Source organism: Brucella sp. GW823-FHT04E01, assembly GCF_058796175.1.
In genome coordinates, this window is the sequence record NZ_JBXAIK010000001.1 from 749,622 (window position 1) to 776,222 (window position 26,601).

Genomic DNA, 26,601 nt, shown 5'->3' on the forward strand with positions numbered 1-26,601 from the left:
GCTATCCAGGCCCTAGCTATCGAGGAACGAACGCAGCTTACGCGAACGGCTCGGATGCTTCAGCTTGCGCAGCGCCTTGGCCTCGATCTGGCGGATACGTTCGCGGGTAACCGAGAACTGCTGGCCGACTTCTTCCAGCGTGTGGTCGGTGTTCATACCGATGCCGAAACGCATACGCAGAACACGTTCTTCACGCGGCGTCAGCGAAGCCAGAACACGGGTCGTCGTATCGCGCAGATTAGCCTGAATCGCTGCATCGATTGGCAGAAGCGCGTTCTTGTCCTCGATGAAATCGCCCAGATGTGAATCTTCCTCGTCGCCAACCGGCGTTTCGAGCGAGATCGGCTCCTTGGCGATCTTCAGCACCTTGCGCACTTTTTCGAGCGGCATGGCGAGCTTTTCAGCCAGTTCTTCCGGCGTCGGCTCACGACCGATTTCATGCAGCATCTGGCGCGATGTACGAACGATCTTGTTGATCGTTTCGATCATGTGCACCGGAATACGGATGGTGCGCGCCTGATCGGCAATCGAACGGGTGATTGCCTGACGAATCCACCATGTCGCATAGGTCGAGAACTTGTAACCACGGCGATATTCGAACTTGTCGACCGCCTTCATCAGACCGATATTGCCTTCCTGAATGAGATCGAGGAACTGCAGACCACGGTTCGTGTACTTCTTGGCAATCGAGATGACGAGACGAAGGTTGGCTTCCACCATTTCCTTCTTGGCGATGGTCGCTTCGCGTTCGCCCTTCTGCACCTGATTGACGATACGGCGGAATTCGCCGATGGAGATCGCGGTTTCGGTCGCCAGCATCTGGATTTCCGAACGCAGACGGTCGATGGCGCGCTCTTCCTTGGCTGCAAATTCCTTCCAGCCACGGGCTGAAAGCGTGCTCACGCGCTCTACCCATTTCGGGTCCAGCTCGTGGCCCTGATATTCCTTCAGGAATTCCTCACGACGCACACCGAAGGATTCGGCCAGACGCAGCAGCTTGCCTTCGTTCTGCACCAGACGCTTGTTGATGTCGTAAAGCTGTTCGACGAGCTGTTCGATACGGTTCTGGTTCAGTGACAGCGACTTCACTGCCTTGATGAGCTGATCTTTCAGTTCCTTGTAGCGACGCTCCTGGCTCGACGACAGTTCGCCCGTCGCGGCCAGACGGCCCTCGACCTGCTGGTCCTGCAGCTTGCGCAGTTTCTTGTAGGTGTCGGCGATAAGGTCGAGCGTTTCCATGACCTGCGGACGCAGTTCGGCTTCCATGGCCGCCAGCGACAGGTTGGCTTCGTCCTCGTCCTCTTCTTCCTCTTCCGCGGGCATGTCGCCGCCGACATTGGTAATGTCGTCGTCATCACGCGAGCGGCGCTGAGGCTTGTCATCGCGCGGCTTTTCCTCTTCCACGCGCTCGATCACCGGAGCCTGTTTGGCTTCCGGACCGGCATAGGTGGTTTCGAGGTCGATAATTTCGCGCAGCAGAATGTTGGAATCGTTCAGCTGGTCGCGCCATATGATGATCGCCTGGAAGGTCAGCGGGCTTTCGCAAAGCCCGGCGATCATGGTCTCGCGACCAGCCTCGATACGCTTTGCAATCGCGATTTCGCCTTCGCGCGACAGAAGCTCGACGGACCCCATTTCGCGCAGATACATGCGCACCGGATCGTCGGTACGGTCGGTCGGCTCTTTCTTGGTCGTGGTGGTGGCAACAGCCGTGCCACCGGATTCGACCAGATCGCCGCCCTCTTCCGAGTCGTCGTCGTTGTTTTCTTCGCGGTCGTTGTCCTGCTCGTCATCTTCAACGACATTGATACCCATATCGGAAAGCATCGACATCGTGTCTTCGATCTGCTCGGATGTCACTTCCTCGGAAGGCAGCACGGCATTCAGCTCGTCCATGGTGACGTAGCCGCGCTTCTTCGCGAGTTTGATCATCTTCTTGACAGCATCGTCAGAAAGGTCGAGAAGCGGACCGTCGGCAGCACCTTCGCGCTCGACTTCGGCTTCTTCGTTTTCCTTAACCTTCGTTGCCATATGTTCTTCTCCAGGCGACCCCGGTCGCTTCTAAGATATATAGAGTTCTCGGACAGTTTTGCGAGGCCGCAATCCGTCAGTTGATTCTGCGAGTAGCCGATTTCCTGTTAATGGCGGATTAACCTTGCCATCGGTATCGGGCTTCTTCATCTCCGATTTCTTGTGGGCAGATCAGGCGGTCAACCAGACAACGCCACTTTCCGGGCCACTTTTCCGGCCCAAATCCGGCTTGCTGCCTTGCAGCATCGGATATCACCGGTTTCTGTTCTTTTCCTTGTTCGAACTGTCGTGATTCCGTCATTTACGCCACACGTCAAGAGCGACTCACATGATTCGGGCTTAAAAAGCGAATCATTTGTTGTCGCGACCTCTTCGTTGGCCAGATAGAGCACGTTTTCCGGATCGCAACCCCGCATTTCCGGCTGTTCTCGCAGAACTGATTCGGAAATCCGAATCAGAAACCGCCGGGTGGGCGCCCCGAAGACAGTCCAAAACCGTCGATCAGAGCTTCAGTCGCATCAGCTTTCAAAATCTGATTTTGTATATCTCTGAGACGTGCAAACAATTCGCCCGTCTCGTCTGTTTCAAGTGCGGCCTCAACGGCCCGCAGCTCCTTATGTAGTGTGCGCGCACGCTGATGCAAGTGAAGCGCCTGACGAAGGGCTTCGCGCGCGTCGTCTTCTGCGGCCAGAGCCGTCGCAGTCCAGAGTTTCGCACCCTTCACCACGAGTTCGAGCATTTCAATCTGCTCGCCATGACCGGCATTGACCAGTGCGTGCCGCATGGCGTGACCATCTTCCATATGGCCGGCAGCCAGCACATCCAGCATGGCCAGATGCAGCGACTTGAGTGCCTCATGTCCCAGATCGAGTGCCGCCAGCGTCTCGAAATCTTCTTCAATCAGCCGTGGGTGATTGAGAAGCGTCAGCACGATGGCCGTTTCGCGCAAGGGGGCATGTGATCCAGCGCCCGGCCTGCCGCCCTTTACCAGCGTGGAGCGCACCAGACTGTCGGAAATCGCAAGGCGGCCATTGCCGCCCGCCGGTCCGCCGCGTCCCCGTCCGCCATCATTCCTGCGGTTGAAAGACGAATTGCGCTGACCGCCGCCTTGATACCCTTGACGCCCCTGGCCAAAAAAAGCTTGCGCCCGGTCGCGCATATCCTGACTGTAGTGGCGCCGAATGTCCTCATTCGCGATGCGGCTGGTAATTTCACGCAGCCGCGCCTCCAGTTCGGCGCGGCGTTCCGGCGTATCGAACACACCGCCCGTCGTTTCCCGCGTCCACACCATATCGACCAGCGGTCTGGCGTCACGCAGGACCGCATGAAATGCGGCTGGGCCTTCCGCCTTGACCAGATCGTCCGGGTCCTGCCCTTCCGGCAATAGTGCAAAGCGCAGCGATTTGCCGGGCTGCAAGGCAGGCAATCCAAGATCGACGGCGCGATAGGCGGCGCGAAGCCCCGCACCATCGCCATCAAAGCACAGAACCGGTTCAGGGCTGATGCGCCAGAGAAGTTCGAGCTGTTCTTCCGTCAGCGCCGTACCGAGCGGAGCCACCACCTGATGGATACCCGCCTGCGCAAGCGCGATCACATCCATATAGCCTTCAACAGCGATGATGGATTTGGCCGGCTCTCCAGCTTGCGGCTGGCAGGCCTTGCGCGCCCGCAATCCGTTATAGAGAACCCGCCCCTTGTGAAAGAGTTCGGTTTCCGGCGAGTTCAGATATTTGGCCGGAGCGTCCGCAGAAAGCGCACGCCCGCCGAAAGCAATGATCCGCCCGCGCAAATCCTCTATCGGGAACATGACGCGATCGCGAAAACGGTCGTAGGAAACGGCAATCCCCTCGCCGTGCACGACGAGACCGCACGCTTCGATCTGCTCGCGCGACACGCCTTTGCCAGCCAGAAACTCCTTCAAGGCATTGCGCGACTCTGGCGCATAGCCAATGCGGAACGACTGCTGCGTTGCGGTCGAAAGTCCGCGATCCCGCAGATAGGCGCGTGCCTTGGCTCCAACGGCGCTTTGCAGCTGGTTTTCGAAGAACTGCGCGGCCAGCTCCATGACGTCATAAAGCGTTGCGCGCTGCGCCTCGCGCTTTTCCATTTCCGGATCGCGCGCAGGCATCGGAACGCCTGCCATATCGGCCACACGCTCCACTGCTTCCGGGAAACTCAGGCCTTCAAGATCGGTCAGAAACTTGAAGTGGTCGCCGGTTACGCCGCAGCCGAAACAATGATAGCGACCCTTGCGATCTTCGCAGTGAAAGCTTGGCGTCTTCTCGCCATGAAACGGACAGCAGGCCCAGAAATCACCCTTCGGAGGATTGCTCTTCTTGCGGTCGAACGAAGCGCGCGTTCCTATCAGCGTCGAGATCGGGACGCGGTCTCTGATCTCATCGAGAAAGGAGGGCGGAAAACGCATTACAGATTTCACTTTCAGTTCGTTCAGACAGCGGGAGTGTATTCCTTAGAGTATATAGGCGCGCCCGTTCTGACAGTCCATCGTGCAGGCATGTCCCTCCCCGCTAATCACATGTCGCTGCCAAACAAGCCCGCTGTCACAAAACTGTCATATATCCGTCATGACGCTGCGGGAATGGATTGCTTTTAATTGCGAACAAGCCCATATCTCTTGAAGAATTGATTAGCCGGAACATATTTTTTCTTCATTTGTTGCGTTAGCTTAATCACAGATGTCAACCTCCAACCCGAAGGGATTTTGCCGTGAATGGTTCTTTGGTCCTTTTGCATCTGGCCGGTGCAGTTGCGCTCCTGCTTTGGGCGACACGCATGGTTCGGACCGGGGTGGAGCGTGCCTATGGCGACCGGCTGCGCAGACGCTTGCGCAACCAGATGCAGAACCCGCTGCTTTCCGTCGCCTTCGGCCTTGCCCTTGCTGTCGCCCTGCAAAGCTCGACAGCGGTTACGCTTCTCGTCGGTTCATTTGTCGGTTCAGGTTTCGTAAGCGGCGTTGCAGGCCTCATGGCCGTGCGCGGCGGCGAGCTTGGCTCCGCCCTCGTCGTCAAGATCCTGAGCTACGACCTCACGCTTCTGGTACCGCTCTGCCTTGTCATCGGCACAGGCATCTTCATGACCACCGAGCGCCGCGACTGGCGGCAGATCGGACGCATTCTGGTCGGTATCGGCCTGCTCATCATGTCACTGGAAATGACCGGACAGGCCACCGAGCCGCTGCGGCAAAGTGAATTGCTGCCGGTCATCGTCGACTATCTGTCAAGCGACCCGATCACTGCCTATCTGCTCGCAGCACTCATGACATGGCTGTTTCATTCCAGCGTTGCCGCCGTCATCCTGCTTACGACCTTTGCCTCGCGCGGGCTGATCCATCCAGAGCTCGCCGTGGTGATGGTTCTCGGCGTCAATCTGGGGTCTTCGATCATCGCCCCGATCCTGACCCGGCATGCGCCACCTGAAACCCGCGTCGTGCCACTCGGCAATCTTTTGATGCGCGGCGCCGGGTCACTCATCATGCTCGTGCTTTACCAGACCTTCAAACCGTCGGTTGCCTTCCTCGGCACCGATCCGGTTTCGCAGGTGGTCAATGCGCATATCCTGTTCAATGTCATCGTGATGATTGCCGGTATTCCGCTTTCTGGCCTCGTGCTGCGCGCAACAGAGGCTCTGGTTAATCTCAATGCGGACAAGGGCACCCCGGCTTCACAGCAGCCCATCGAGATCGAGCAATATAGCGCGCTCGACACTGCCGTGCTCGACCGGCCCTCACAGGCGCTTGCCAATGCAACCCGCGAAGTGGTCGGCGTCTGCGACACGATCGAAGTCATGCTGCGGCGGATCATCGAGCTTTATGAGAAGCCCGATCAGGTGCGGATCGATGAACTTGAAGCTCTCGATGACCGCGTGGACAAGCGCCATGCTGCCATCAAGCTCTATCTGACCAAGCTTGCAACCCATGAGCTGAGTGATTTCGAGTCGCTGCGCATGCAGGAATTGCTGGGCGCATGTGTGAAGCTTGAGCAGGTCGGCGACATCATCGTGCGCAACATGCTGGCGCATGTTCAAAAGAAGATGGACCACAAGCTGGAATTCACCGAAGAAGGCTGGAAGGAACTCAGCCATTTCCACGCCATGGTTCTGGCCAATGCGCACATGGCGTTCAATGTGATCGTCTCACGCGATGGCCGTACGGCCCGTCAGCTAGTGCAGGAAAAGGACCAGCTGCGTGAACTGGAAAAGCAGACCAGCATGCGCCATTTCAGCCGACTGCGCGAAGGCGCCACCCGCAGCATCGAGACCAGCAGCATCCATCTCGACACGATCCGCGACCTCAAGCAGATCAACTCGCTTCTCGCCTCAATGGCCTATCCGGTCCTCGAAGAACAGGGCCTCCTCAGCGATACGCGACTGAAAGCCGTCAAGCAGGGCTGAGTATAGCGCCCAAACAATAGAAAGCCCCCGCCAGAGCGGGGGCTGAAACAAAAGCGAAAGGCACTTATGCCTCACGCTTTCACTGCAGAAGCGATTTCACGATGGCGCTGGCCTTGGTGAAATCCATCTTGCCTGCATAGCGCTCTTTAAGAACGGCCATGCACTTGCCCATGTCGCGCAGACCTTGAGCACCGATTTCGGCAATCACATCCGCACAGGCCTGCTTGACCTCATCCTCGCTCATCTGCTGCGGCAGAAATTCGGAAATGATCGTGATTTCCTCACGCTCGGCTTCAGCGAGCTCAAGACGGCTGCCTTCTTCATAGATGCGGGCGGATTCTTCGCGCTGCTTGACCATCTTGCCGAGAATACCCAGCAATTCTTCATCCCCGACCGGGTCCTTGCCAGCAGTACGGTTGGCGATATCTCGGTCCTTTACCGCAGCCAGGATCAAACGCAGCGTCGACATGCGACGCTTCTCCTGTGCTTTCAGCGCGGTCGTGAGGGCCTGGGAAATCTCCTGGCGAAGCATAACGTCTCTCCTGACGGTGTAAGTTCTTTGTTGTTCGTTTCCTGCATCTATACAACAAGCGAATAGAATCGCCGAGCTGTCCGAACCACCATCCCGAGAAATAATAATACGACGATTATCGTCATTATTTCAGGAAAGCATGGCCTCGGACGATTGACCCGGCGTCCAAGTTTCTCTATTGCTCAAGGCTTAGCAGGACATCGGCACGTGCTCGCGGCGGGAGGTTTAAAATCCCCGCTGCCTTTTGGCGCATATATGACCCTTGACGCTTCATCTTTCAAGCCACCCTTCCGGTGGTCGTTGGAACACGAACGCGTGCCGCATAAAGCATGCCGCCCAAAAGTGGGAACCGGTTTTGGGACAACGGCATGCATGGAAACAAACAGTTAGAGCGTCGATTTGATTCCATCAGTTCGACGCTCTAGCTGGCAACGAAATAACAGCACACGCTGGCGCGCGGCTAACAATCAGGAGTGCAGACCATGACAGAAACCACACCGAAAACAGCACCCTGGACTGTTGAGAAGCGAACCGCCATCCTCGTACTTGCGGACGGAACCGTGATCGAAGGCAAAGGCCTCGGTGCAATCGGTGCGATTGAAGCCGAGGTCGTGTTCAACACGGCGCTGACCGGTTACGAAGAAATCCTGACCGACCCGTCTTATGCCGGTCAGATCGTAACCTTCACCTTCCCGCATATCGGCAATGTCGGCACCAATGCCGAAGACGTTGAAGACCTGACGCCGGCCAATCGCCACGGCGCAGTCGGCGCGATCTTCAAGGCTGACATCACGTCACCATCGAATTTCCGCGCAACGGAAGATCTGGATGCGTGGCTGAAGCACCGCGGCGTCATTGCACTGGCCGGTATCGATACGCGCGCGCTGACCTCGCTCATCCGCGAGCGCGGCGCACAGAACGCAGTCATTGCTCATGATCCGAGCGGCAAGTTCGACCTCGAAGCACTCAAGGCACGCGCCGCCGCATGGAGCGGTCTTGAAAATCTCGATCTCGCCAAGGACGTCACGGTTGGCCAGAGCCTCACATGGAAAGAAACTCCATGGACGCTCGCAGACGGCTATGGCGAACAGGACACCCCGGAATATCACGTGGTGGCGCTCGATTTCGGAGTGAAACGTAACATTCTGCGCCTGCTCACCGGCCTCGGCGCAAAGGTCACCGTGCTGCCTGCAACGGCAACGGCTGAGGACGTTCTGGCCCACAACCCGGATGGTGTCTTCCTGTCCAACGGTCCTGGCGATCCGGCAGCGACCGGCGCATATGCCGTTCCAACCATCAAGAAGCTTGTCGAAACCGACCTTCCGGTCTTCGGCATCTGCCTCGGCCACCAGATGCTGGCGCTCGCACTTGGCGGACGCACCGAGAAAATGCATCAGGGCCATCACGGCGCCAACCATCCGGTGAAGGACTACACGACCGGCAAGGTCGAGATCGTATCGATGAACCACGGCTTCGCGGTCGATTCAGACTCGCTGCCGGAAAATGTCGAGGAAACGCATGTGTCGCTCTTCGACGGCACCAATTGCGGCCTGCGCGTCGTCGGCAAGCCGGTATTCTCGGTGCAGCACCATCCGGAAGCATCGCCCGGCCCGCAGGATTCGCACTATCTGTTCCGCCGCTTCATCAACCTGATCCGCGAAAAGAAGGGCGAAACGCCGCTTCCGGAACGCGAACAGGCGGCTTAGAGCGCATCCCGAAAAGTGTGAAACGGTTTTCGGAAGAGATGCGCGTCAAAACAAAAAGTTAGAGCGCCTATCTGATTCAATCAGATCGAAACGCGCTCTAAGCCCTCTAAAAGAATTATCGAAGTAAAAGGCCGGAGTAAAAACTCCGGCCTTTTCATTTTCCGTATCGATCAAACCTCTGAGGGCTTGGCCGAGGGCGTTGGACGCACCCGCGCCACCACGATGACCAGCGCCAGAAAAACCAGTCCGGCTCCGACGGCATAGGGCATTCCAGCGAAGACGAACGGCGCATTCATGCCGGTGAACACGGCGAATAGCTGCGTGAAGATGAGCGGGCCGATGATGGTCGTAATGCTCGACACGCTTGTCAGTGCACCCTGCAATTCGCCTTGCGCGGAAGGCGGAACCTTGCCTGCCGCAATACTGCGCAGCGGCGGATCGGCCAGACCTTCCAGCGCCGTCAGGAAGATGACGGCATAAACCATCCAACCTTCCCATGCGATGGCGTATCCAATCATGCCAAGACAGGAAAACAGCACGCCTGTGATCGCTGTGCGCCGCTCGCCAAGCACCGGCAAGACCCTTGGCAGAACCAGCGCCATCACGAACGCTGCGCCGATACCGAAAAGCCCCAGCGACAGACCTATCTGGGCTTCGCTCCAGTTATAGCGATAAGCACCGACGAAGGCCCAGACGGACGGATAGACGGCATGAGCCAGCCAGAACAGGAAGAAGACCAGCACCACCCAGCCGATGCCGGGATAGTTTCGCATCTGCTTGAGCGCGCCCAGCGGATTGGCCCGGGCGAACTGGAAGGTGCGCCGGTTTTCGCGCGTCAACGTCTCCGGCAACAGGAAATAGGCGAGGATGAAGTTGATGAAAGACAGGAACGCCGCTCCGTAGAACGGAACGCGCGGACCGAACTCCCCCAGCAAGCCGCCCAGCACCGGACCAAGCGCAAAGCCGACACCGAAAGCAATGCCGATCAGGCCGAAATTGCGCGCACGATTGCTGTCATCGCTGACATCGGCAATGTAGGCGGATGCCGTCGCGAAGCTTGCTCCGCTGATGCCTGCCAGCACACGGCCGACAAACAGCATCCAATAGGTGGTTGCGAGCGCACAGATCAGATTGTCGAGCGCGAAGGTGAAAATCGAGGCGAGCAGCACCGGCCGTCGCCCGAAACGGTCGCTCAGATTGCCGATCATCGGCGCGAACAGGAACTGCATTCCGGCATAGACCAGCAAAAGCCAGCCACCATCGACGGCTGCGGTGCTGATATCCGCACCGGTCAGCTCTTCGAGAAAAGTCGGCAGAACCGGCATGATGATCGCAATGCCGATAATGTCGAGGAACAGTGTCATAAAGACGAGTAACAAGCCCCGCCGTACAAACTGGGGATCATGCATGGGACACCTGAAATATGCTCCACGACTGAAAAGGTGGAACATTCATAAATTGTGTTGATTGGAGAACTCGCGCGCCATCGCCGCTCAAAATTGAGCGTCACGCTTGCAAATCGGAAAAAGGCCGCGCCGGTGCGAATGCATTTATCTGGAAAATTATTTCACGACAAGGCGAATATTGCGGGCTTTCGACAAAAAGAACGGGCGTTTTTCCTCCACAAAGAAAAAGGCGGTCGAAACCGCCTTTTTCTAAAGTATCAGAACGACTTTAAACATCACCGCTGAATGTATCACAGGATTCCAGCTTGCCGCTATCGAAGCCGCGCTGGAACCACTTGGCGCGCTGGGCGGATGTGCCATGATTGAAGCTTTCCGGCACAACGTAACCCTGACTACGGCGCTGCAGCGTGTCATCGCCGATCTGGTGTGCCGCATTCAGAGCTTCTTCAAGGTCGCCCGCCTCCAGAATGCCCTTCTGTTCCGTGTAGTAACCCCACACACCGGCGAAGCAATCGGCCTGAAGCTCAACACGAACCGACATCTGGTTGGCCTGCGCTTCGCTCATCTGCTGACGCATCTGGTTGAATTTCGGCAGAATGCCGAGCAGGTTCTGGATATGGTGCCCGACCTCATGCGCAAGGACATAGGCCTGTGCGAAATCGCCGGAAGCGCCAAAACGGTTTGCCAGTTCCTTATAGAAGCTCAGATCGATGTAGAGCTTGCGATCGCCGGGGCAATAAAACGGCCCGGACGCCGCGGAAGCAAAGCCGCAGGCCGAACGAACCTGTCCGGAAAAGAGCACCATGGTCGGCGGCGTGTAGGTCTGGCCGCGTGACTTGAAAATGCCGCTCCAGACGTCTTCCGTCTCAGCCAGTACGGTGCGGGCGAACTGCGTTGTCTCATCATTGGCAACCGCGCCCCCCTCGGCAGCGGTCCGTCCGGATTGACCGGCTTGCTGGGTTACGCTCGGCCCCATGCTGCCATCGCCGAACAGGATCGGCAGCGGATCGATACCAACCGCACGCAGCACGAAGAACATCACCACCAGAATGAGAATACCGGAAATGCCGCCGCCGCGAACGATTCGAAAGCCGGGACCGCCAAGGCCCCCGCCGCGACCGAAGCCGCCACCTATGCCACCGCCCTGCGCCCCGCGCTGATCTTCCACATTGTCACTTTGCCTACGGCCTTGCCAGCGCATTGACCAACTCCCCTACACCGTGCCGCTCTCGACGAAGCAGCACCAAACTATACATGTAATTGTCGCATAAAGAGTTGGCACGGCAACATAAAAAGTAAATGGCAGTGTCAATCACAAACGAAGACTCTTTCGCAATAGTTTGGACAATAGAAATCCCTTTCCGCTTCGATAGACAAAACCTGTCAAAACAAGCATCAATGGAAGGGATCCTAGAAAAATTGACGGCTTCCTTCACAATGTCACAAACATGAAGGCGAAGCCTTCACAATCTATACGCTAGTAATTGCGGAAATGCGCGGCATTCGCTAAAGCATGCTCTGTCAATGGGGGCATAGACGATGCAGAATCGAAAACAGCTTTATTCGATCCAGATATTGCGCGGTCTTGCGGCAACGGCCGTCCTGATCGCCCATACGATTGAGCATCCGCGCGCAGAAACAAACAATGCCATCACGATGCTGGGTGTTTTCGGCGTTCAACTGTTCTTCGTCATCAGCGGTTTCATCATCGCCTATGTCAATGCCGACGGCCCGTTCAGGCCCGGTGACTTTCTGCTGCGCCGCGTTTTCCGCATCGTGCCGCTTTACTGGCTCTGCACGATCACGGTTTTCATCTGCGCTCTTTATCTGCCGTCACTGTTCAAGACGACGGTTCCGGATGTGGGCTATTTCATCAAATCGCTGTTCTTCATACCCGCCGCCACACCGGGTGACCCAAGCGATTGGCGCCCGATCTTCAAACTCGGCTGGTCGCTGAACTACGAATTGTTCTTCTATCTCGTATTCGCCTTGTTCTGGTGGTGCAAAAATGCCTTACAGCGCACGATCTTGCTGACCGGTATCTTCGGCGCATGTGTCATCGGAAGCTTCTTCGTCGAACCATCGGCGAGCATCGCTGCATTCTATCTTCACAAGAACCTGCTGACATTCATGTGCGGCATGTGGCTGGCCGAAGCGGAAAAACACCGCCTGTGGGAAAAATTGCCCCCGGTGGCGCTGGCCGGAATTGGCGTCCTCGCCATAGCGGCTCTTTACGGCACCTTCTCCACCCCACTGGTCGCATTCAACAACTTCTTCACTTATCTCATCATGTGCGGTGCGGCTGTTTTACTGGTTGCCGGTGCATTGGGCATCGAGCGCTGGCTCGGCGACCTGCGAGACAATTTCTTTGTCGATCTCGGGGCGACTTCCTATTCGCTCTACCTGACACATATGTTCGTGGTCGGTTTTGGCTGGGCGGTGATGCGGAAGCTGAACCTCGGCCCCACACTTGAGATCGCCGGCATGGCTGCCATCGTGATTGGTGCGATCATCGCAGCAAAGATTTCCTATCGCTTGATCGAACTACCGTCGAACAGGCTCGGCCATATGCTCACAAAGCGCAACAAACCATCGCTGAAAGTCGCTCAGGCAGAAGCCTGAACGGCCCGCGAGCACTGTGTTTCGGTCATAACATCGACGGAGAAAGTATGAGGCGGGCAAGAATTTTCGTGAATGCCCGCACTTTCTTTGAAATAAAACGATTTGTGGGGTTCCGCTTTCGGAATCGATTGCCTATAAGGCCCGCTTAGCCCACAGAATTCATACGCTGCCAACCCGCCGGAAAACCGTGCGGGCTTTTCTGGCAGGCTAAGCAGCATGTCTCTCGAAAGTGGGAAGCGGTTTCGAGACAAAGACATGCGTAAAACAAGAGCATGATCCCGAAAATGGGAACCGGTTTTCGGACAAGATCATGCGCGCGAAGAAGATAGGACGAGCGCCCATGCCGAAACGTACAGATATCAAATCGATCCTGATTATCGGCGCGGGCCCCATTGTCATCGGCCAGGCTTGTGAATTCGACTATTCGGGCACGCAGGCCTGTAAGGCGTTGAAAGAGGAAGGCTACCGTATCATCCTCGTCAACTCCAATCCGGCCACGATCATGACCGATCCCGATCTGGCGGATGCAACCTATATCGAACCGATCACGCCGGAAGTGGTCGCCAAGATCATCGCCAAGGAACGCCCGGACGCGTTGCTGCCGACCATGGGCGGCCAGACCGCGCTGAACACCGCATTGTCGCTCCGCCGCATGGGCGTTCTTGAGCGCTACAATGTCGAGATGATCGGCGCCAATGCGGAAGCCATCGACAAGGCGGAAGATCGCGCGCTTTTCCGCGAAGCCATGGAAAAGATCGGCCTTGATACGCCGGAATCCCGCCTCGCCAACGCCACCGAAATCAAGGACGAAGACCGCAAGCGCCACGAAACCAAGCGCGCCGAAGTCAAGGCGCAGTTTTCGGGTGACGATCTCGACAAGGCGCTCGACAAGCTTGAAACCGAATGGCAGCTCGGCGAAGTCGAACGCAAGCAGCGTTACATGACGCATGCACTTGCAAAGGCTGCGCAGGCGCTCGACGTGGTTGGCCTGCCTGCCATCATCCGCCCAAGCTTCACGCTCGGCGGCACCGGCGGCGGCATTGCCTATAACCGCCAGGAATTCTTCGAAATCATCGAGCGCGGTCTGGACGCATCGCCGACGACCGAAGTGCTGATTGAAGAGTCGGTTCTGGGCTGGAAAGAATATGAAATGGAAGTCGTCCGCGACAAGGCGGACAACTGCATCATCATCTGCTCGATCGAAAACCTCGATCCGATGGGCGTACACACCGGCGATTCGATCACCGTCGCGCCTGCGCTGACGCTGACCGACAAAGAATACCAGATCATGCGTAACGCCTCGATTGCGGTGCTGCGCGAGATCGGCGTCGAAACCGGCGGCTCCAACGTGCAGTTCGCGATCAACCCGGCCAATGGCCGCATGATCGTCATCGAAATGAACCCGCGCGTGTCGCGTTCTTCGGCGCTTGCTTCCAAGGCGACCGGCTTCCCGATTGCCAAGGTCGCAGCCAAGCTTGCCGTCGGCTACACGCTCGACGAACTCGACAACGACATTACCGGCGGCGCAACGCCTGCCTCGTTCGAGCCGTCGATCGACTATGTCGTCACCAAGATCCCGCGTTTCGCCTTCGAAAAGTTCCCCGGTTCCTCGCCGATCCTGACCACCGCCATGAAGTCGGTCGGTGAAGTCATGGCCATTGGCCGTACTTTCCAGGAAAGCTTACAGAAGGCGCTGCGCGGTCTTGAAACCGGCCTGACCGGCCTCGACGAAATTGCCATTCCGAATATCGAGGAAGGCGACGAGAAGAACGCCATCCGCGCTGCCATCGGCACGCCGACGCCGGATCGTCTGCGCATGGTCGCGCAGGCCATGCGCCTCGGCCTGACCACCGAGCAGGTGCACGACGCATCGAAGATCGATCCGTGGTTTCTCGAACAGATCGAAGCCATCGTAAAGACCGAAGAGCGCATCCGCGAACACGGCCTGCCGCAGGACGCTGAAAACCTGCGTATGCTGAAAGCCATGGGCTTCTCCGATGCGCGCCTTGCAAGCCTGACGGATCAGGACGCGGAAGACGTGGCCAAGCTGCGCGGCGAACTCGACGTGCATCCGGTCTACAAGCGCATCGACACCTGCGCTGCCGAATTCGCTTCGCCGACTGCCTACATGTACTCGACCTATGAAACGCCTTTCGTCGGCCAGCCGCGCTCGGAAGCCGAGGTGTCGGATCGCAAGAAGGTCGTCATTCTCGGCGGTGGTCCGAACCGCATCGGTCAGGGCATCGAGTTCGACTATTGCTGCTGCCATGCGGCTTTTGCGCTCAATGATGCTGACTATGAAGCCATCATGATCAACTGCAATCCGGAAACGGTTTCGACCGACTACGACACGTCGGATCGTCTCTATTTCGAACCGCTGACAGCGGAAGACGTGCTGGAAATCCTGCGCGTTGAACAGGAGAAGGGCACGCTTCACGGCGTCATCGTACAGTTTGGCGGCCAGACCCCGCTCAAGCTCGCCAATGCGCTTGAAAAGGCCGGTATCCCGATCCTCGGCACGTCGCCGGACGCCATCGACCTTGCGGAAGATCGTGACCGTTTCCAGAAGCTGTTGATCAAGCTCGATCTCAACCAGCCGAAGAACGGCATCGCCTATTCGGTGGAGCAGGCACGCCTCGTCGCAGCCGACCTCGGCTTCCCGCTTGTCGTGCGCCCGTCTTATGTTCTGGGTGGCCGCGCCATGCAGATCATCCATGATGAACGCTCGCTGCAGAACTATCTGCTCGACACCGTGCCGGAGCTGGTGCCGGAAGACATCAAGGCCAAGTATCCGAACGACAAGACCGGCCAGATCAACACGCTGCTCGGCAAGAACCCGCTTCTGTTCGATACCTATCTGACGGAAGCCATTGAAGTGGACGTCGACTGCCTGTGTGACGGCAAGGACAGCTTTGTCGCCGGTATCATGGAGCATATCGAGGAAGCTGGCATTCACTCCGGTGACTCGGCCTGCTCGCTGCCGGTGCATACACTTTCGCCTGAAACCGTTGCCGAGCTGGAACGCCAGACGGCGGCGCTTGCCAAGGCGCTTCATGTCGGCGGCCTGATGAATGTGCAGTTCGCCATCAAGGACGGCGAAATCTTCATTCTCGAGGTCAATCCGCGTGCATCGCGTACGGTTCCGTTCGTCGCCAAGACGGTCGGCACTCCGATCGCCAAGGTTGCAGCCCGCGTCATGGCCGGTGAAAGCCTGGAAGCAGCACTCGGCGCCTATGGCGGCAAGCCGAAGACGCCTTCCCGCCCGCATATCGCGGTCAAGGAAGCTGTGTTCCCGTTTGCCCGTTTCCCTGGCGTCGATACGCTGCTCGGACCGGAAATGCGCTCGACCGGCGAAGTCATGGGCCTCGACTACGACTATGCTCTGGCCTTCGCAAAGGCACAGCTTGGCGCAGGCGTTGAACTGCCGCGTGAAGGCACGGTCTTCGTATCTGTTCGCGACGAGGACAAGGAACGCGTGCTCGGTGCGGTCCGCAAGCTTGCAAGCATCGGCTTCAAGGTCATGGCAACCGGCGGAACACAGAAGTTCCTCGAAGCCAACGGCGTCGAATCGACCAAGATCAACAAGGTCATCGAAGGCCGTCCGCATGTGGAAGACGCGATCCGCAATCGCCAGATTCATCTCGTCTTCAACACGACGGACAGCGCCAGTGCTGTTTCCGACTCCAAGTCGATCCGCCGCGCAACGCTGATGCAGAAGCTGCCTTACTACACGACCATGGCGGGAGCTGAAGCCGCTGCTGAGGCCATCGCTGCGCTCAAGGCCGGATCGCTGGAAGTGCGCCCGCTGCAGGACTACTTCCGCTGATAGCCTGAAGACATCCCGAAACAAAAAAGCCGCCGGTCATCCCGGCGGCTTTTTTCATGCTGTTTTCAAGGCTGGCAGCTCCAGAGGCTTACCTGAAGGATCGTCTTCCAGATTGATCTGCTGTGTGAAAAGACCGTCATGCAAATGCGGCTTGCCGAGATGGATCACGGCTGCATCCTTCAATTCGGTGTTCAGCATGTCGCGAATCCTGTCATAGGCTTCAGCGTCGAGACCATCGAGCGCACCGTCAATCACGATCCACTGCGGTTTCTGCAATATGAGGCGGGCGAAGGCGATACATTGGCGCTCATCGTCCGTCAGCACGCGATCCCAGCGCGCAACACGATCCATGCTCGTGGAAAGCCGTTCAAGCCCGGCACGCCGCAGGACATTTTCCAGATCCTGTTCAGAAAATTTCTTGATATCAAGCGGATAGACGATCACGCCCTTGAGGCTGCCCGGCGGGAAATAAGGCGCGCGCGGCATAAAGGCGACACCATCGCCAACCGGCATGCCGATCCGCCCCTCGCCCCATGGCCAAAGCCCGCCCAATGCGCGGAACAGCAGCGTTCTTTGCGTTTCGGTCCCGCCCGTCACAAGCACCCGCTCGCCGGGTTTTACCGAAAAAGCCTTGCGGGAGAGCTTCAGGCACTGATCGGGGGCGGCGATGGAAACACCGTCCAGCGTCAGCCTGTCATCTTCGTTCGTCTCAAGATCGATCTGCCGGTCCAGATGACCAAGCTCGTCCATGCGCAGCACCGCCTGACGGAAACTCGCGACACGCAGCAGCGTTGCCCGCCAGTCCGCAATCGCCCCGAAATTGTCGACGAACCAGCGCAGCGCATTGTGCACCTGTGAGAATGCGCCGACGGCCATCATCAGCCCGCCAAATGTCAGACCCCCGCCGAAATAGACCGGAGCCGCCACGAGGATCGGCGCCACGATTGTCAGCCAGCCGTAACCGGCCGTTACCCAGGTCAATCGCGTGGTCGCATAGACGATCTTGCGGATTGCGGCCAGAACCGCATCTATATCCAGATCGAGACGACGTCTTTCATCCCCCTCGCCGCGCGACAAGGTGATGGCATCCAGATGTTCGTTGACCCGCATCAACGATGCGCGGAAATCCGCCTCACGCGCATAGCGATTGGCGTTGATATTGACCAGACTGCGCCCGACGATCCATGTCAGCCATGAGGCAGAGGCCGCGTAGATGATGACAGCCCAGACCATGTAGCCGGGAATGGAGAAGCTGTAGCCAGCGACATGAAACACAAAGCCACTTGAGAGCGACCACAGGACTCCGACGAAGCTCACCAGAATGACGGTCGACTGGAGGAGGTTGATCCCAAGATCGCACGACATTTCTGCAAAGTGACGTGCATCCTCATGCAGACGCTGATCGGGATTGATGCCGATCTCGCCGGCATTGGCGAGACGAAATGCCCGACCCGGCACCAGCCATTGCCCCACGAGATCGCGCGCCAGTCCTTCACGCATCTTGAGCTTGAACATCTGGTTGAGCCAGGTTTGCGATACGTTGAGCACAAGCAAGCTGCCCGCAATCCCGAAGAAAACCATCAGCTGATGGAAGAAAGCCTGCAAATCCTTGCGCGCAAGCGCATCGTAGAAGGGTTCGTTCCAGCGATTGATGGCAACCTGTCCGATGGCGATCAGCACGATGAGAACGAAAATACCGGTCCCGAGCGCAATCAGCGTGTTGCGCACCGGCGAGACCATAAAGGCTCCCACCATCATCGAGACTTGGGAAAAAAGATCGGTTCCGTCGCGTGACGGAGAACCACCAATCAGCTTGGCCGAACTCTTGCGAAGGCGCTCCGAGACACTGCGCCTGGGTTTTTTGCGGCGGCGCTCTTTCTTGGGCGCACTCCGCTTCGTCTTGTCCTTGTCTGGTTCAGACGTCATGTCCTGCCTCGCTGCCCATCCGCCCGCTCAATTTTGCAGATATGTTTGCAACATGCTGAATATCTACGTCACGTGGAAGTCAAAGATAGGAGAGCACACGCTTTTCGCGCGCGCCAGCTGCGATGACCCACAACAATATGCGGGTTTTACCGCAAATCATTCGTTGCAATTATGGTCTGAACGCTAACCCTGCCGGAAAAGTCCATGACCGTTACAATCCAACCCACCGACAAAGTACTCATTTACGCGACATGGAACGACCGGCTTCTGGTTTTTGAAGAACCGGATTTTCCTGAAACGCCGCTTCAGGTGCCGGGCGGCACGGTCGATGCGGGAGAAGACATTCTCGCCGCCGCCTATCGCGAATTCGCCGAGGAAACCGGCCTCGTCTATGACGATGGCATGATCCATCTCGAAACCGTCGATTATGACTATCCCGAACAGGGGCAGACAGAGCCTCACCGCCGCCACTGCTTTCATCTGCGATTGAGAAACGCCGTACCTGAAACCTGGGATCACTATGAAATGTCGCCCTGCGACGGAAGCGCCCCGATTCTGTTCCGGCTGTTCTGGCTCGACCGATTGAGCGCGCAAAACCGGCTCGGGCTCGGAATGGCAAAAAGCCTCAGTAAAATCAGTTTTTAGCTGACAATTTTAGCTGTCTTGTATTGGTCAAATTTGTCGCATATAGTTAGCGCATCGATTTTTCGGTCAAGTGACTTTGCGACCCGTGCGGCCCGCCGTGCTTCCTGACGATCTCCTGTCCATAAATTCGATTCACAGGGACGTGTGCGAAGCATACGGACTACTCTACTACTAATGTTACAAAGGAATTTCCCATGGCTACGGGAACAGTTAAGTGGTTCAACACGACCAAGGGCTTCGGCTTCATTCAGCCTGATCAGGGCGGCACGGACGTATTCGTCCACATTTCCGCCGTTCAGCGCGCTGGTCTGGCCACGCTCGATGAAGGTCAGAAGGTTTCGTACGAAATCGTACAGGACCGTCGTTCGGGCCGTTCGTCTGCCGACAACCTCGTCGCAGCATAAGTTTTGCCGTAAGGCAGAGAAAAGGCGGGTCCTCGGACCCGCCTTTTTTGTTTGTCCGCTTTTCTGCTCACACCCTTGCCAGCGCGCTCGCGCCCAGAATCAGGGCCGCAATCAGCGCAGCAATGGTGCGGACGTGATTCCATAGGGTCCAGTCGCGCACATAAGTAAGCCAGACATCGGCCGACGCGGCGGCACTGGCATCCATCGCCGCGAGCTGGTTGTTCAGCGGCACATTCAAAGCCATCGTGACGCCAATAGTGCCGACAAGATAGACGGCAGCGCCGATCACCGCCCATTTCGACAAGCTTCCAAAGCCCATCAATCCCAGTACGATAATCACCAGACACAGCAATGCCGTGCCGAAAAAGGCGGCAAAGAACGTTCCGTTGATAACGGTGATATTGATCGACTGCATCGCCGTTATGCCCGCATTGGCCGGAATGCGTGCCAGCGCGGCCATCACGAAACTTGAGAACGCATAGAAGATGCCGCCTGTAATCGCGCTCCCCCATGCCGTCAGCAGAACAAGTAGTTGAAAACTCATCGTCATGATTGTCCCTCCCATGTGCCTTCAATGGCAGCCTTGCGCGCAAAATCTGCAAACCGGCGCGGCTTGCGCCCGAGAGCTTCCTCCACACCATGTGCCACACTGGCATTGCGGCCATCGAAAAGCTCGACGAAAAGATAGCGCAAAAGCGTGATGACATCTTCCGGCAAGGCCTGCTCGCGCAGCGCCGCCTCATAATCGGCGTATGAGACCGGATTGAACGACAAGTTTTTGTCTGTCGCCCTGGCAATCTCGCTTACTGCATCGCTGAAGCTGAACAGTTCCGAGCCGGTGAGTTCATAGAGCTTGTTGCGATGTCCCGTTTCGGTGAGGGCAGCAACGGCGACATCGGCAATATCGTCAACATCAATGAAGGGTTCTTTCGTCGGCCCGACGGGTAAGGTCAGCGAACCTGAAAGCAGTTCGTCCCGCATGTAGTTTTCGCTGAAATTCTGCATGAACCAGCTGGCGCGCAACACGGTCCAGTCCAGCCCGGAATCCTGCAGAACCTTTTCCGCAATTTCCGCCTCCTCCTCACCTCGCCCGGACAGAAGCACGACATGCTTCACATCCGCCTTCTTTGCCGCCAAAAGAAATGCGCGAATGGCATCAACGGCACCCGGCAGGGCCAGATCCGGCTGGTATGACACATAGGCACTGTCGATGCCGTCAAGCGCGGCAGCCCAGGTGGATTGGTTGGCCCAGTCAAAGGGAACCTCGGTGCTCCGCGACACAGAACGCACGGACACCCCCTTCTCCCACAACCTCTCAGCGACACGCCTGCCGGTTTTGCCATTGGCGCCAATCACCAGATAACGATCATTACGATGTGTATTCATCTTCCGTCTCCCAAAATATGAGTAACCCTCATATTTGCAATATGTGAGCAACTCTCATATTCTGTCAAGAGCGAAAAATGTGAGTCCGTCATGAAGCAGAATTCCGCCACGGAAACAGAAACAACCAGTGCACCGATCCTGCGCCGCACCCCCAGCCAGAGCCGGGCGCAGGAAAAGATTCGTCGCATTGCTGAATGCGCCACGGCGCTGATCGCCGCCAAAGGCAGCGACAGTCTCAAGATGAGTGAGATCGCCCAGCAGGCCGGCATCTCGATTGGCGCGCTCTATCAGTATTTTCCCGATAAAAGCGCCCTGATCCGCTACCTGTTTGAAAGCTGCAATGCCCAATCGCGCCAGTGCATCGAGGAAGGTCTTGCAGCGGCCCATTCTGCCGATGAGCTGATTGTCGCGTTCAATGCATTGATCGATGAATATCTGGCACTGATGCGTCAGGAACCGGCAATGTGCGACATCTGGTCGGCCACGCAGACCGACAAGTCCCTGTCAAAACTGGAAATTGCCGAAAGCAGGCAGAATGGTCAGTTGCTTGCTGATACGATCCGCCGGATTGCCCCCGGCAAGGTGTCCGCACAACTGGACGAGACTGCTTTCCTCCTGATGCATTTTGGCGAATCCACCATGCGCATCGCCGTCGACGTTTCGGAAGAGGAAAGCATGACGCTGATAGAGGCCTATAAAGTAATGGCCACACGCAGCTTGCGAGACCTCCTGGCAGGATGACGCCAAATATCGCCCGGTCCGATCAGTTTCGTTGCGTTAATATGTCAGCATTACTGATGGATCTGTTCGTTTCGGCAACACATTTTTGCGAAATCCAGCAATTGCCGATGAAATCACAATCCTTCTGTTGCGCTTCCTGCGCCGATGGGACATAGAAAATCCGCAAAACCGGACGCGCCCGGTGCCGGTTAACAGAGCCTGCCATCTATGGAGATCTATCATGGCATTTCTCGCCGACGCCCTTTCTCGTGTAAAGCCATCTGCGACCATCGCGGTCAGCCAGAAAGCACGTGAGCTGAAAGCCAAGGGCAAGGACGTGATTGGTCTCGGTGCGGGCGAGCCCGACTTCGACACGCCCACGAATATCAAGCAGGCTGCCATCGACGCGATCAATCGCGGTGAAACGAAGTACACGCCCGTTGCCGGTATTCCTGAACTGCGTCAGGCCATCGTTGCCAAGTTCAAGCGTGAAAACGGTCTCGACTACAAGCCGGAACAGGTCATCGTCGGCACTGGCGGCAAGCAGATATTGTTCAACGCCTTTATGGCGACGCTGAACCCCGGCGATGAAGTCATCGTACCTGCCCCCTACTGGGTCAGCTATCCTGAAATGGTAGCGATCAACGGCGGCAACCCGGTTTTCATCAACACGAAGATCGAAGACAATTTCAAACTGACCGCCGCCGATCTGGAAAAGGCCATCACACCCAAGACCAAGTGGCTGATCTTCAACTCGCCGTCGAACCCGACCGGCGCGGCTTACACGGAAGCGGAACTCAAGGCCCTGACCGACGTTCTGGTTCGTCATCCGCATGTCTGGATCCTGACCGACGACATGTATGAGCATCTGGTCTATGGCGATTTCGTCTTCACGACGCCTGCTCAGGTCGAGCCTTCGCTTTACGACCGCACGCTCACCATGAACGGCGTGTCGAAGGCCTATGCCATGACCGGCTGGCGTATCGGCTATGCGGCAGGACCGCTGCAGCTCATCAAGGCCATGGATATGGTGCAGGGTCAGCAGACCTCGGGCGCCTGCTCCATCGCACAGTGGGCCGCAGTCGAAGCACTCAACGGCACGCAGGATTTCATTCCGGAAAACAAGAAAATCTTCCAGGCCCGTCGCGATCTGGTCGTGTCGATGCTCAATCAGGCCAAAGGCATCAAGTGCCCGACACCGGAAGGTGCGTTCTACGTCTATCCGTCCTGTGCTGACCTCATCGGCAAGAAGACGGAAGCCGGTAAGGTCATCGAAAGCGACGAAGACTTCGTCACCGAACTGCTGGAAGCAGAAGGCGTCGCCGTCGTTCACGGTTCGGCTTTCGGTCTTGGACCAAATTTCCGCATTTCCTATGCAACGTCAGACGCGCTTCTCGAAGAAGCCTGCACGCGCATCCAGCGCTTCTGTGCCAGCCTGCGCTAAACAAAACAAAATAGAATAACGAAGGGGCCGAAAGGCCCCTTTTTCGTTTCTGTATTTTTGACAAAAAGAGGCGGCTTGGCAAAAAGCCAAAAAAAAAGCCAGACAAATGTCTGGCTTTGAGTTTTGAAGGTGCCTTTGAGGCAAACCTCCAGAGGGGAACACTCAGCCTGCGCAAATGGGAGGAGGAAACGCAGCGCTGAGATGATCTTTATATGCCTGTTGCCCATTGTTTTTGCAATGCGACTTTAGCGCAATGCAGCTATGCATTTTACGCATGACTAGATTAAGCAAGAAACTTATTTAAAAACAAAAGCTTACAGCAAATTGAATTACTTCGTAATATTATAATGTGCAAATTAGCCGCCTAAAGCATGAGCATCGGCAAAACAACGATGCCTCCAAATTTGGCAAATCGCCCTTTCTGAGTCGCTCAAAGCAGATGTCATGCAACTGTCACGGCTATGCAGCGGGCCTGTCACACAACGCGCCTAAAAGCCCCGGCAAGACGCCGCGCATGACGCGCCCGGCGGATGTGCAGCGCGCGAAAAGTGCTGCGACAATAGACAGACCCGAGAAGGATCGTAGCCGTGCGGATCGTTCAGATTACAGATACCCACCTCAGCCCCATTAAGCCGCACTTCAATCGCAACTGGGAACCACTCGTTGCCTGGATCGATCAGCAAAAGCCCGATCTCGTCATTCACACCGGCGACCTGACCGTCGATGGCGCAGACGTAGAGGCTGACCTTCTGTTCTGCCGCGCCTGCCTGAACGAGCTTCCAGTGCGCGTTCTCAGTCTTCCGGGCAATCACGATATCGGCCATCTTCCCGAGAGCCACCAGCCGGTCAATCCGCAGCGCCTGATGCGCTGGCGTCGTCATATCGGTCCGGACCGCTGGGCGGAAAATTTCGGCAGCTGGCGCATCATCGGCCTCAACAGTCTCGTCATCGGCTCCGGTGAAGCCGAAGAAGCGGAACAGTTCCAGTGGCTCGAAGACGAATTGAAGAACAGCGATGGCAAGCCCGTCGCCGTCTTCGCCCACAAGCCGCTCTTCGTGGACGATCCGGATGAAGGCGACAGCGGCTACTGGGGCATTCGCCCTGCCCCGCGCCAACGTCTTTATGATCTCTTCGCTCAGTATAATGTTCAGCTTCATGCCAGCGGCCACCTGCATCGTGCATGGTCGGGCGACGCCTTCGGTACGAATTATGTCTGGGCGCCTGCCGCAGCCTTCATCGTCGGGCCGATGGAACGCGACCTCCCCGGCGAACGTATCCTCGGAGCCGCCATTCACGATCTCGATGAAGTCGCCACAAGCAGCATCGTCCGCATTGATGAGCTGACGCCCTATGTCATCGATGACGTGGTGCATGAAGTCTATCCACACCACGCTGGCGACGGCGAGAAAGTCGCTGAGGAGGCAAGCCAGTGAGCACGCTCGTCCTTCGCGACATCGGCAAATCCTACGGGGGCAATCGCATTCTCGATGGCATTTCCATCGAAGCAGCAGAAGGCGAATTCATCGCCCTCGTCGGCCCGTCAGGCTGCGGAAAGAGCACGCTTTTACGTATTCTGGCTGGTCTCGACCATGCGGATGAAGGAAGCGTGGAGTTGGCAGGGCGTAACATAACCGGCGCCCACCCTGCCGACCGCAACATCGCCATGGTGTTCCAGTCCTACGCGCTCTATCCCCACCTGACGACAGCGCAGAACATCGCGGTGCCGCTTGCAATGCGTGATCTGACCGCCGTGGAACGCCTGCCAATGATCGGCGCTTTCATTCCCGGCCAGCGCAGGAAGCGCGCCGCCATCCAGAAGCAGGTCAGGGCAACCGCAACAAGCCTCAAGATCGACGACCTGCTCGACCGCAAGCCGGGCCAGATGTCCGGCGGCCAGCGCCAGCGCGTGGCCCTTGCCCGTGCGCTCGTCCGCCAGCCCGGTGCATTCCTGATGGATGAACCATTGTCGAACCTCGATGCCAATCTGCGTGTTCACACTCGTGCGGAAATCGTCGAATTGCATCGCCGCGCCGATGTCCCGACTATCTATGTGACCCACGACCAGGCTGAAGCGCTCAGCATGGCCGACCGCGTTGCTGTGATGATGGGCGGAAAACTGCTGCAGATCGACACGCCAACCGCAATCTATAACGATCCGCGCCATATCGAGGTCGCACAGTTCATCGGCACGCCGCGCATCAATATTCTGGAAGCATTGGTCAGCGATAACGGCATGGTGCATTTTGCCGGTCGCCCCATCCTGCAGGACGTCGCCGCCCATTCCGGCACTAATATCCGCATCGGCATTCGTCCTGAGCATTTTCAGCTCAAGCCGCATGACAAGACTGGCATTGCGGGCACGGTATCGCGGATCGAATTTCTCGGCTCGGAAGTACTGGTCTATCTCAAGGCTCCCGGCGCCTCACAAGATCTCACTGTGAAGCTCACACCCGAACAAGCCCGTGACATTGTCGTCGGCCTGCCGGTGGGCCTGCATTTCGATGCCAGCCACGCCCACCTCTTCGGAGAAGATGGTTTGCGCCTGCGCCAGCCCGCCGGGAACATCGTCAAACCTGCATCGCCGGCAAAGGCTGCCGCTCATGTCTGATTTTACGCTATCCGGCCCTGCGGCCACCAGCGCGCGCACTGCGGCTGATGAAGCCCGCCGCCGCGAAGAACGGCTGGCCTGGAAACTCGCAGCTCCGGCCATCGTTCTGACGGTGCTGCTGATCCTCCTGCCGACAGCCGCCGTCATTTTCTGGAGCCTGACCAATTTCGAGCTTGGCTATGACGGTTTCGAATTCATCGGACTGGAAAACTACGCCGAACTCTTCAGCGACCGGACGTTTCTGGTCTCGCTGAAGAACACCGCCATCTATACCGCGATCGTGGCACCGGCCTCCGTCTTTCTCGGCCTTGGCGTGGCCCTCCTCATCGAAGGCGAAGTTCGCGGCAAATCCTTCTTCCGCACGGTCTATTTCCTGCCGGTCGCTTCGCTCCTCGTCGCCATGGCAACCGTCTGGCAATATCTGCTGCATCCGACACTCGGCCCCGTCAATGCCATGCTGGGCATGATCGGTATTGCCGGTCCCAATTGGCTTGGTTCCAGCGACACGGTTCTGACCAGCCTTGCGATGATCGGCGTATGGCAGAGCGTCGGCTTCAACATGGTGCTGTTTCTGGCCGGGCTCACCGCCATTCCGCGAGAACTCTATTCCGCAGCCGAAGTGGACGGCGTGAAAAACAGCTGGGAACGCTTCCGGCTGGTCACGTGGCCCCTGCTCGGACCCACCACGCTTTTCGTCACGACGATCAGCATCATCAATGCCGTGAAGGTGTTTGAGACGGTCAAGACGCTGACCGAAGGCGGCCCGAACAAGGCATCGGAAGTCCTGCTCTGGACCATCTATCAGGAAGGCTTCGTCTATCTGCGCGTCGGTTATGCCTCGGCAATGACGGTGATCTTTCTCGCGGTTCTGGTGATCCTGATGATGTTGCAGTTCCGCGTGCTGGACCGCCGCACCCATTACTGAGGAAACCCGG

General features: G+C 57.4%; 19 protein-coding genes and 1 pseudogene. 12 read left to right on the forward strand and 8 right to left on the reverse strand.

The genetic code is table 11. The annotated features are described in order from the left end of the window. Positions 1-12: 12 nt before the first annotated feature. On the reverse strand, positions 13-2,031 hold the full coding sequence (gene rpoD, locus AC1RHM_RS03790) for an RNA polymerase sigma factor RpoD (protein WP_010659674.1): 2,019 nt from the start codon (positions 2,029-2,031) through the stop codon (positions 13-15). A gap of 454 nt (positions 2,032-2,485) precedes the next feature. Then, on the reverse strand, positions 2,486-4,456 hold the full coding sequence (dnaG, locus tag AC1RHM_RS03795) for a DNA primase (RefSeq protein WP_010659672.1): 1,971 nt from the start codon (positions 4,454-4,456) through the stop codon (positions 2,486-2,488). A gap of 302 nt (positions 4,457-4,758) precedes the next feature. Between dnaG and AC1RHM_RS03800 the strand changes: the two genes are divergently transcribed. Beyond that, positions 4,759-6,441 (forward strand): Na/Pi cotransporter family protein, encoded by a 1,683-nt coding sequence (locus tag AC1RHM_RS03800; protein ID WP_010659671.1) that lies wholly within the window; start codon positions 4,759-4,761, stop codon positions 6,439-6,441. 79 nt (positions 6,442-6,520) lie between these two features. Here AC1RHM_RS03800 and AC1RHM_RS03805 read toward each other — a convergent pair whose 3' ends face one another. Continuing rightward, on the reverse strand, positions 6,521-6,973 hold the full coding sequence (locus AC1RHM_RS03805; RefSeq protein WP_010659670.1) for a GatB/YqeY domain-containing protein: 453 nt from the start codon (positions 6,971-6,973) through the stop codon (positions 6,521-6,523). Positions 6,974-7,455: 482 nt separating this feature from the next. Between AC1RHM_RS03805 and carA the strand changes: the two genes are divergently transcribed. Continuing rightward, entirely contained in the window at positions 7,456-8,679 is a 1,224-nt protein-coding gene (gene carA / locus AC1RHM_RS03810) for a glutamine-hydrolyzing carbamoyl-phosphate synthase small subunit (RefSeq protein WP_010659669.1), read from the forward strand. Between the two features lie 170 nt (positions 8,680-8,849). Here carA and AC1RHM_RS03815 read toward each other — a convergent pair whose 3' ends face one another. Together AC1RHM_RS03815 and ypfJ are read right to left on the reverse strand one after the other, a co-directional pair. Then, positions 8,850-10,088 carry a TCR/Tet family MFS transporter gene (locus tag AC1RHM_RS03815; RefSeq protein WP_029376060.1) on the reverse strand — a complete coding sequence of 413 codons (1,239 nt, stop codon included), beginning with the start codon at positions 10,086-10,088 and terminating at the stop codon, positions 8,850-8,852. Between the two features lie 265 nt (positions 10,089-10,353). Next, the gene (ypfJ, locus tag AC1RHM_RS03820) at positions 10,354-11,286 is read right to left on the reverse strand and encodes a KPN_02809 family neutral zinc metallopeptidase (protein WP_010659667.1); all 933 of its coding nucleotides are present in this window, start codon (positions 11,284-11,286) and stop codon (positions 10,354-10,356) included. A 338-nt stretch (positions 11,287-11,624) separates the two neighbouring features. Between ypfJ and AC1RHM_RS03825 the strand changes: the two genes are divergently transcribed. Together AC1RHM_RS03825 and carB are read left to right on the forward strand one after the other, a co-directional pair. Then, on the forward strand, positions 11,625-12,707 hold the full coding sequence (locus AC1RHM_RS03825) for an acyltransferase family protein (RefSeq protein ID WP_010659666.1): 1,083 nt from the start codon (positions 11,625-11,627) through the stop codon (positions 12,705-12,707). A gap of 340 nt (positions 12,708-13,047) precedes the next feature. Beyond that, entirely contained in the window at positions 13,048-16,533 is a 3,486-nt protein-coding gene (gene carB / locus AC1RHM_RS03830; RefSeq protein WP_010659665.1) for a carbamoyl-phosphate synthase large subunit, read from the forward strand. A gap of 54 nt (positions 16,534-16,587) precedes the next feature. Here carB and AC1RHM_RS03835 read toward each other — a convergent pair whose 3' ends face one another. Then, positions 16,588-18,459, reverse strand: coding sequence for an ABC transporter ATP-binding protein/permease (locus AC1RHM_RS03835; RefSeq protein WP_010659664.1), 1,872 nt, complete (start codon positions 18,457-18,459; stop codon positions 16,588-16,590). A gap of 204 nt (positions 18,460-18,663) precedes the next feature. Between AC1RHM_RS03835 and AC1RHM_RS03840 the strand changes: the two genes are divergently transcribed. Together AC1RHM_RS03840 and AC1RHM_RS03845 are read left to right on the forward strand one after the other, a co-directional pair. Then, a complete protein-coding gene (locus AC1RHM_RS03840) occupies positions 18,664-19,104 on the forward strand; it encodes an NUDIX hydrolase (RefSeq protein ID WP_010659663.1) in 441 nt (146 codons plus the stop codon). Positions 19,105-19,298: 194 nt separating this feature from the next. Continuing rightward, positions 19,299-19,508, forward strand: a complete 210-nt coding sequence (locus AC1RHM_RS03845; RefSeq protein WP_006471898.1) for a cold-shock protein — start codon at positions 19,299-19,301, stop codon at positions 19,506-19,508. Positions 19,509-19,575: 67 nt separating this feature from the next. Here the strand turns inward: AC1RHM_RS03845 and AC1RHM_RS03850 are convergent, their stop codons facing one another. Then, on the reverse strand, positions 19,576-20,058 hold the full coding sequence (locus tag AC1RHM_RS03850) for an anthrone oxygenase family protein (RefSeq protein WP_010659662.1): 483 nt from the start codon (positions 20,056-20,058) through the stop codon (positions 19,576-19,578). Next, positions 20,055-20,894, reverse strand: a complete 840-nt coding sequence (locus AC1RHM_RS03855; RefSeq protein WP_010659661.1) for an NAD(P)H-binding protein — start codon at positions 20,892-20,894, stop codon at positions 20,055-20,057. The genes AC1RHM_RS03850 and AC1RHM_RS03855 overlap by 4 nt, the downstream gene beginning before the upstream one ends. Positions 20,895-20,984: 90 nt before the next feature. Here AC1RHM_RS03855 and AC1RHM_RS03860 point away from each other — a divergent pair, with 90 nt between their 5' ends. The 6 genes and pseudogenes from AC1RHM_RS03860 (at position 20,985) to AC1RHM_RS03885 (ending at position 26,591) form a co-directional block, all read left to right on the forward strand. Next, positions 20,985-21,635 (forward strand): TetR/AcrR family transcriptional regulator, encoded by a 651-nt coding sequence (locus tag AC1RHM_RS03860; RefSeq protein ID WP_010659660.1) that lies wholly within the window; start codon positions 20,985-20,987, stop codon positions 21,633-21,635. A 220-nt stretch (positions 21,636-21,855) separates the two neighbouring features. Then, positions 21,856-23,058, forward strand: coding sequence for a pyridoxal phosphate-dependent aminotransferase (locus AC1RHM_RS03865; RefSeq protein WP_010659659.1), 1,203 nt, complete (start codon positions 21,856-21,858; stop codon positions 23,056-23,058). A 15-nt stretch (positions 23,059-23,073) separates the two neighbouring features. After that, positions 23,074-23,263, forward strand: a pseudogene (locus tag AC1RHM_RS03870) (hypothetical protein). 382 nt (positions 23,264-23,645) lie between these two features. Beyond that, positions 23,646-24,491, forward strand: a complete 846-nt coding sequence (locus AC1RHM_RS03875) for a metallophosphoesterase family protein (RefSeq protein WP_010659657.1) — start codon at positions 23,646-23,648, stop codon at positions 24,489-24,491. Continuing rightward, on the forward strand, positions 24,488-25,666 hold the full coding sequence (locus AC1RHM_RS03880; protein WP_492332481.1) for an ABC transporter ATP-binding protein: 1,179 nt from the start codon (positions 24,488-24,490) through the stop codon (positions 25,664-25,666). The genes AC1RHM_RS03875 and AC1RHM_RS03880 overlap by 4 nt, the downstream gene beginning before the upstream one ends. Then, a complete protein-coding gene (locus tag AC1RHM_RS03885; RefSeq protein ID WP_010659655.1) occupies positions 25,659-26,591 on the forward strand; it encodes a carbohydrate ABC transporter permease in 933 nt (310 codons plus the stop codon). The genes AC1RHM_RS03880 and AC1RHM_RS03885 overlap by 8 nt, the downstream gene beginning before the upstream one ends. Positions 26,592-26,601 lie beyond the last annotated feature (10 nt).

What these genes read in the sequence shown, in the direction of transcription:
- rpoD (WP_010659674.1), bottom strand. Translation starts at nt 2,031, where the DNA reads ATGGCAACGAAGGTTAAGGAAAACGAAGAAGCCGAAGTCGAGCGCGAA.
- dnaG (WP_010659672.1), bottom strand. Translation starts at nt 4,456, where the DNA reads ATGCGTTTTCCGCCCTCCTTTCTCGATGAGATCAGAGACCGCGTCCCG.
- AC1RHM_RS03805 (WP_010659670.1), bottom strand. Translation starts at nt 6,973, where the DNA reads ATGCTTCGCCAGGAGATTTCCCAGGCCCTCACGACCGCGCTGAAAGCA.
- carA (WP_010659669.1), top strand. Translation starts at nt 7,456, where the DNA reads ATGACAGAAACCACACCGAAAACAGCACCCTGGACTGTTGAGAAGCGA.
- AC1RHM_RS03815 (WP_029376060.1), bottom strand. Translation starts at nt 10,088, where the DNA reads ATGCATGATCCCCAGTTTGTACGGCGGGGCTTGTTACTCGTCTTTATG.
- ypfJ (WP_010659667.1), bottom strand. Translation starts at nt 11,286, where the DNA reads ATGCGCTGGCAAGGCCGTAGGCAAAGTGACAATGTGGAAGATCAGCGC.
- AC1RHM_RS03825 (WP_010659666.1), top strand. Translation starts at nt 11,625, where the DNA reads ATGCAGAATCGAAAACAGCTTTATTCGATCCAGATATTGCGCGGTCTT.
- carB (WP_010659665.1), top strand. Translation starts at nt 13,048, where the DNA reads ATGCCGAAACGTACAGATATCAAATCGATCCTGATTATCGGCGCGGGC.
- AC1RHM_RS03835 (WP_010659664.1), bottom strand. Translation starts at nt 18,459, where the DNA reads ATGACGTCTGAACCAGACAAGGACAAGACGAAGCGGAGTGCGCCCAAG.
- AC1RHM_RS03840 (WP_010659663.1), top strand. Translation starts at nt 18,664, where the DNA reads ATGACCGTTACAATCCAACCCACCGACAAAGTACTCATTTACGCGACA.
- AC1RHM_RS03845 (WP_006471898.1), top strand. Translation starts at nt 19,299, where the DNA reads ATGGCTACGGGAACAGTTAAGTGGTTCAACACGACCAAGGGCTTCGGC.
- AC1RHM_RS03850 (WP_010659662.1), bottom strand. Translation starts at nt 20,058, where the DNA reads ATGACGATGAGTTTTCAACTACTTGTTCTGCTGACGGCATGGGGGAGC.
- AC1RHM_RS03855 (WP_010659661.1), bottom strand. Translation starts at nt 20,894, where the DNA reads ATGAATACACATCGTAATGATCGTTATCTGGTGATTGGCGCCAATGGC.
- AC1RHM_RS03860 (WP_010659660.1), top strand. Translation starts at nt 20,985, where the DNA reads ATGAAGCAGAATTCCGCCACGGAAACAGAAACAACCAGTGCACCGATC.
- AC1RHM_RS03865 (WP_010659659.1), top strand. Translation starts at nt 21,856, where the DNA reads ATGGCATTTCTCGCCGACGCCCTTTCTCGTGTAAAGCCATCTGCGACC.
- AC1RHM_RS03885 (WP_010659655.1), top strand. Translation starts at nt 25,659, where the DNA reads ATGTCTGATTTTACGCTATCCGGCCCTGCGGCCACCAGCGCGCGCACT.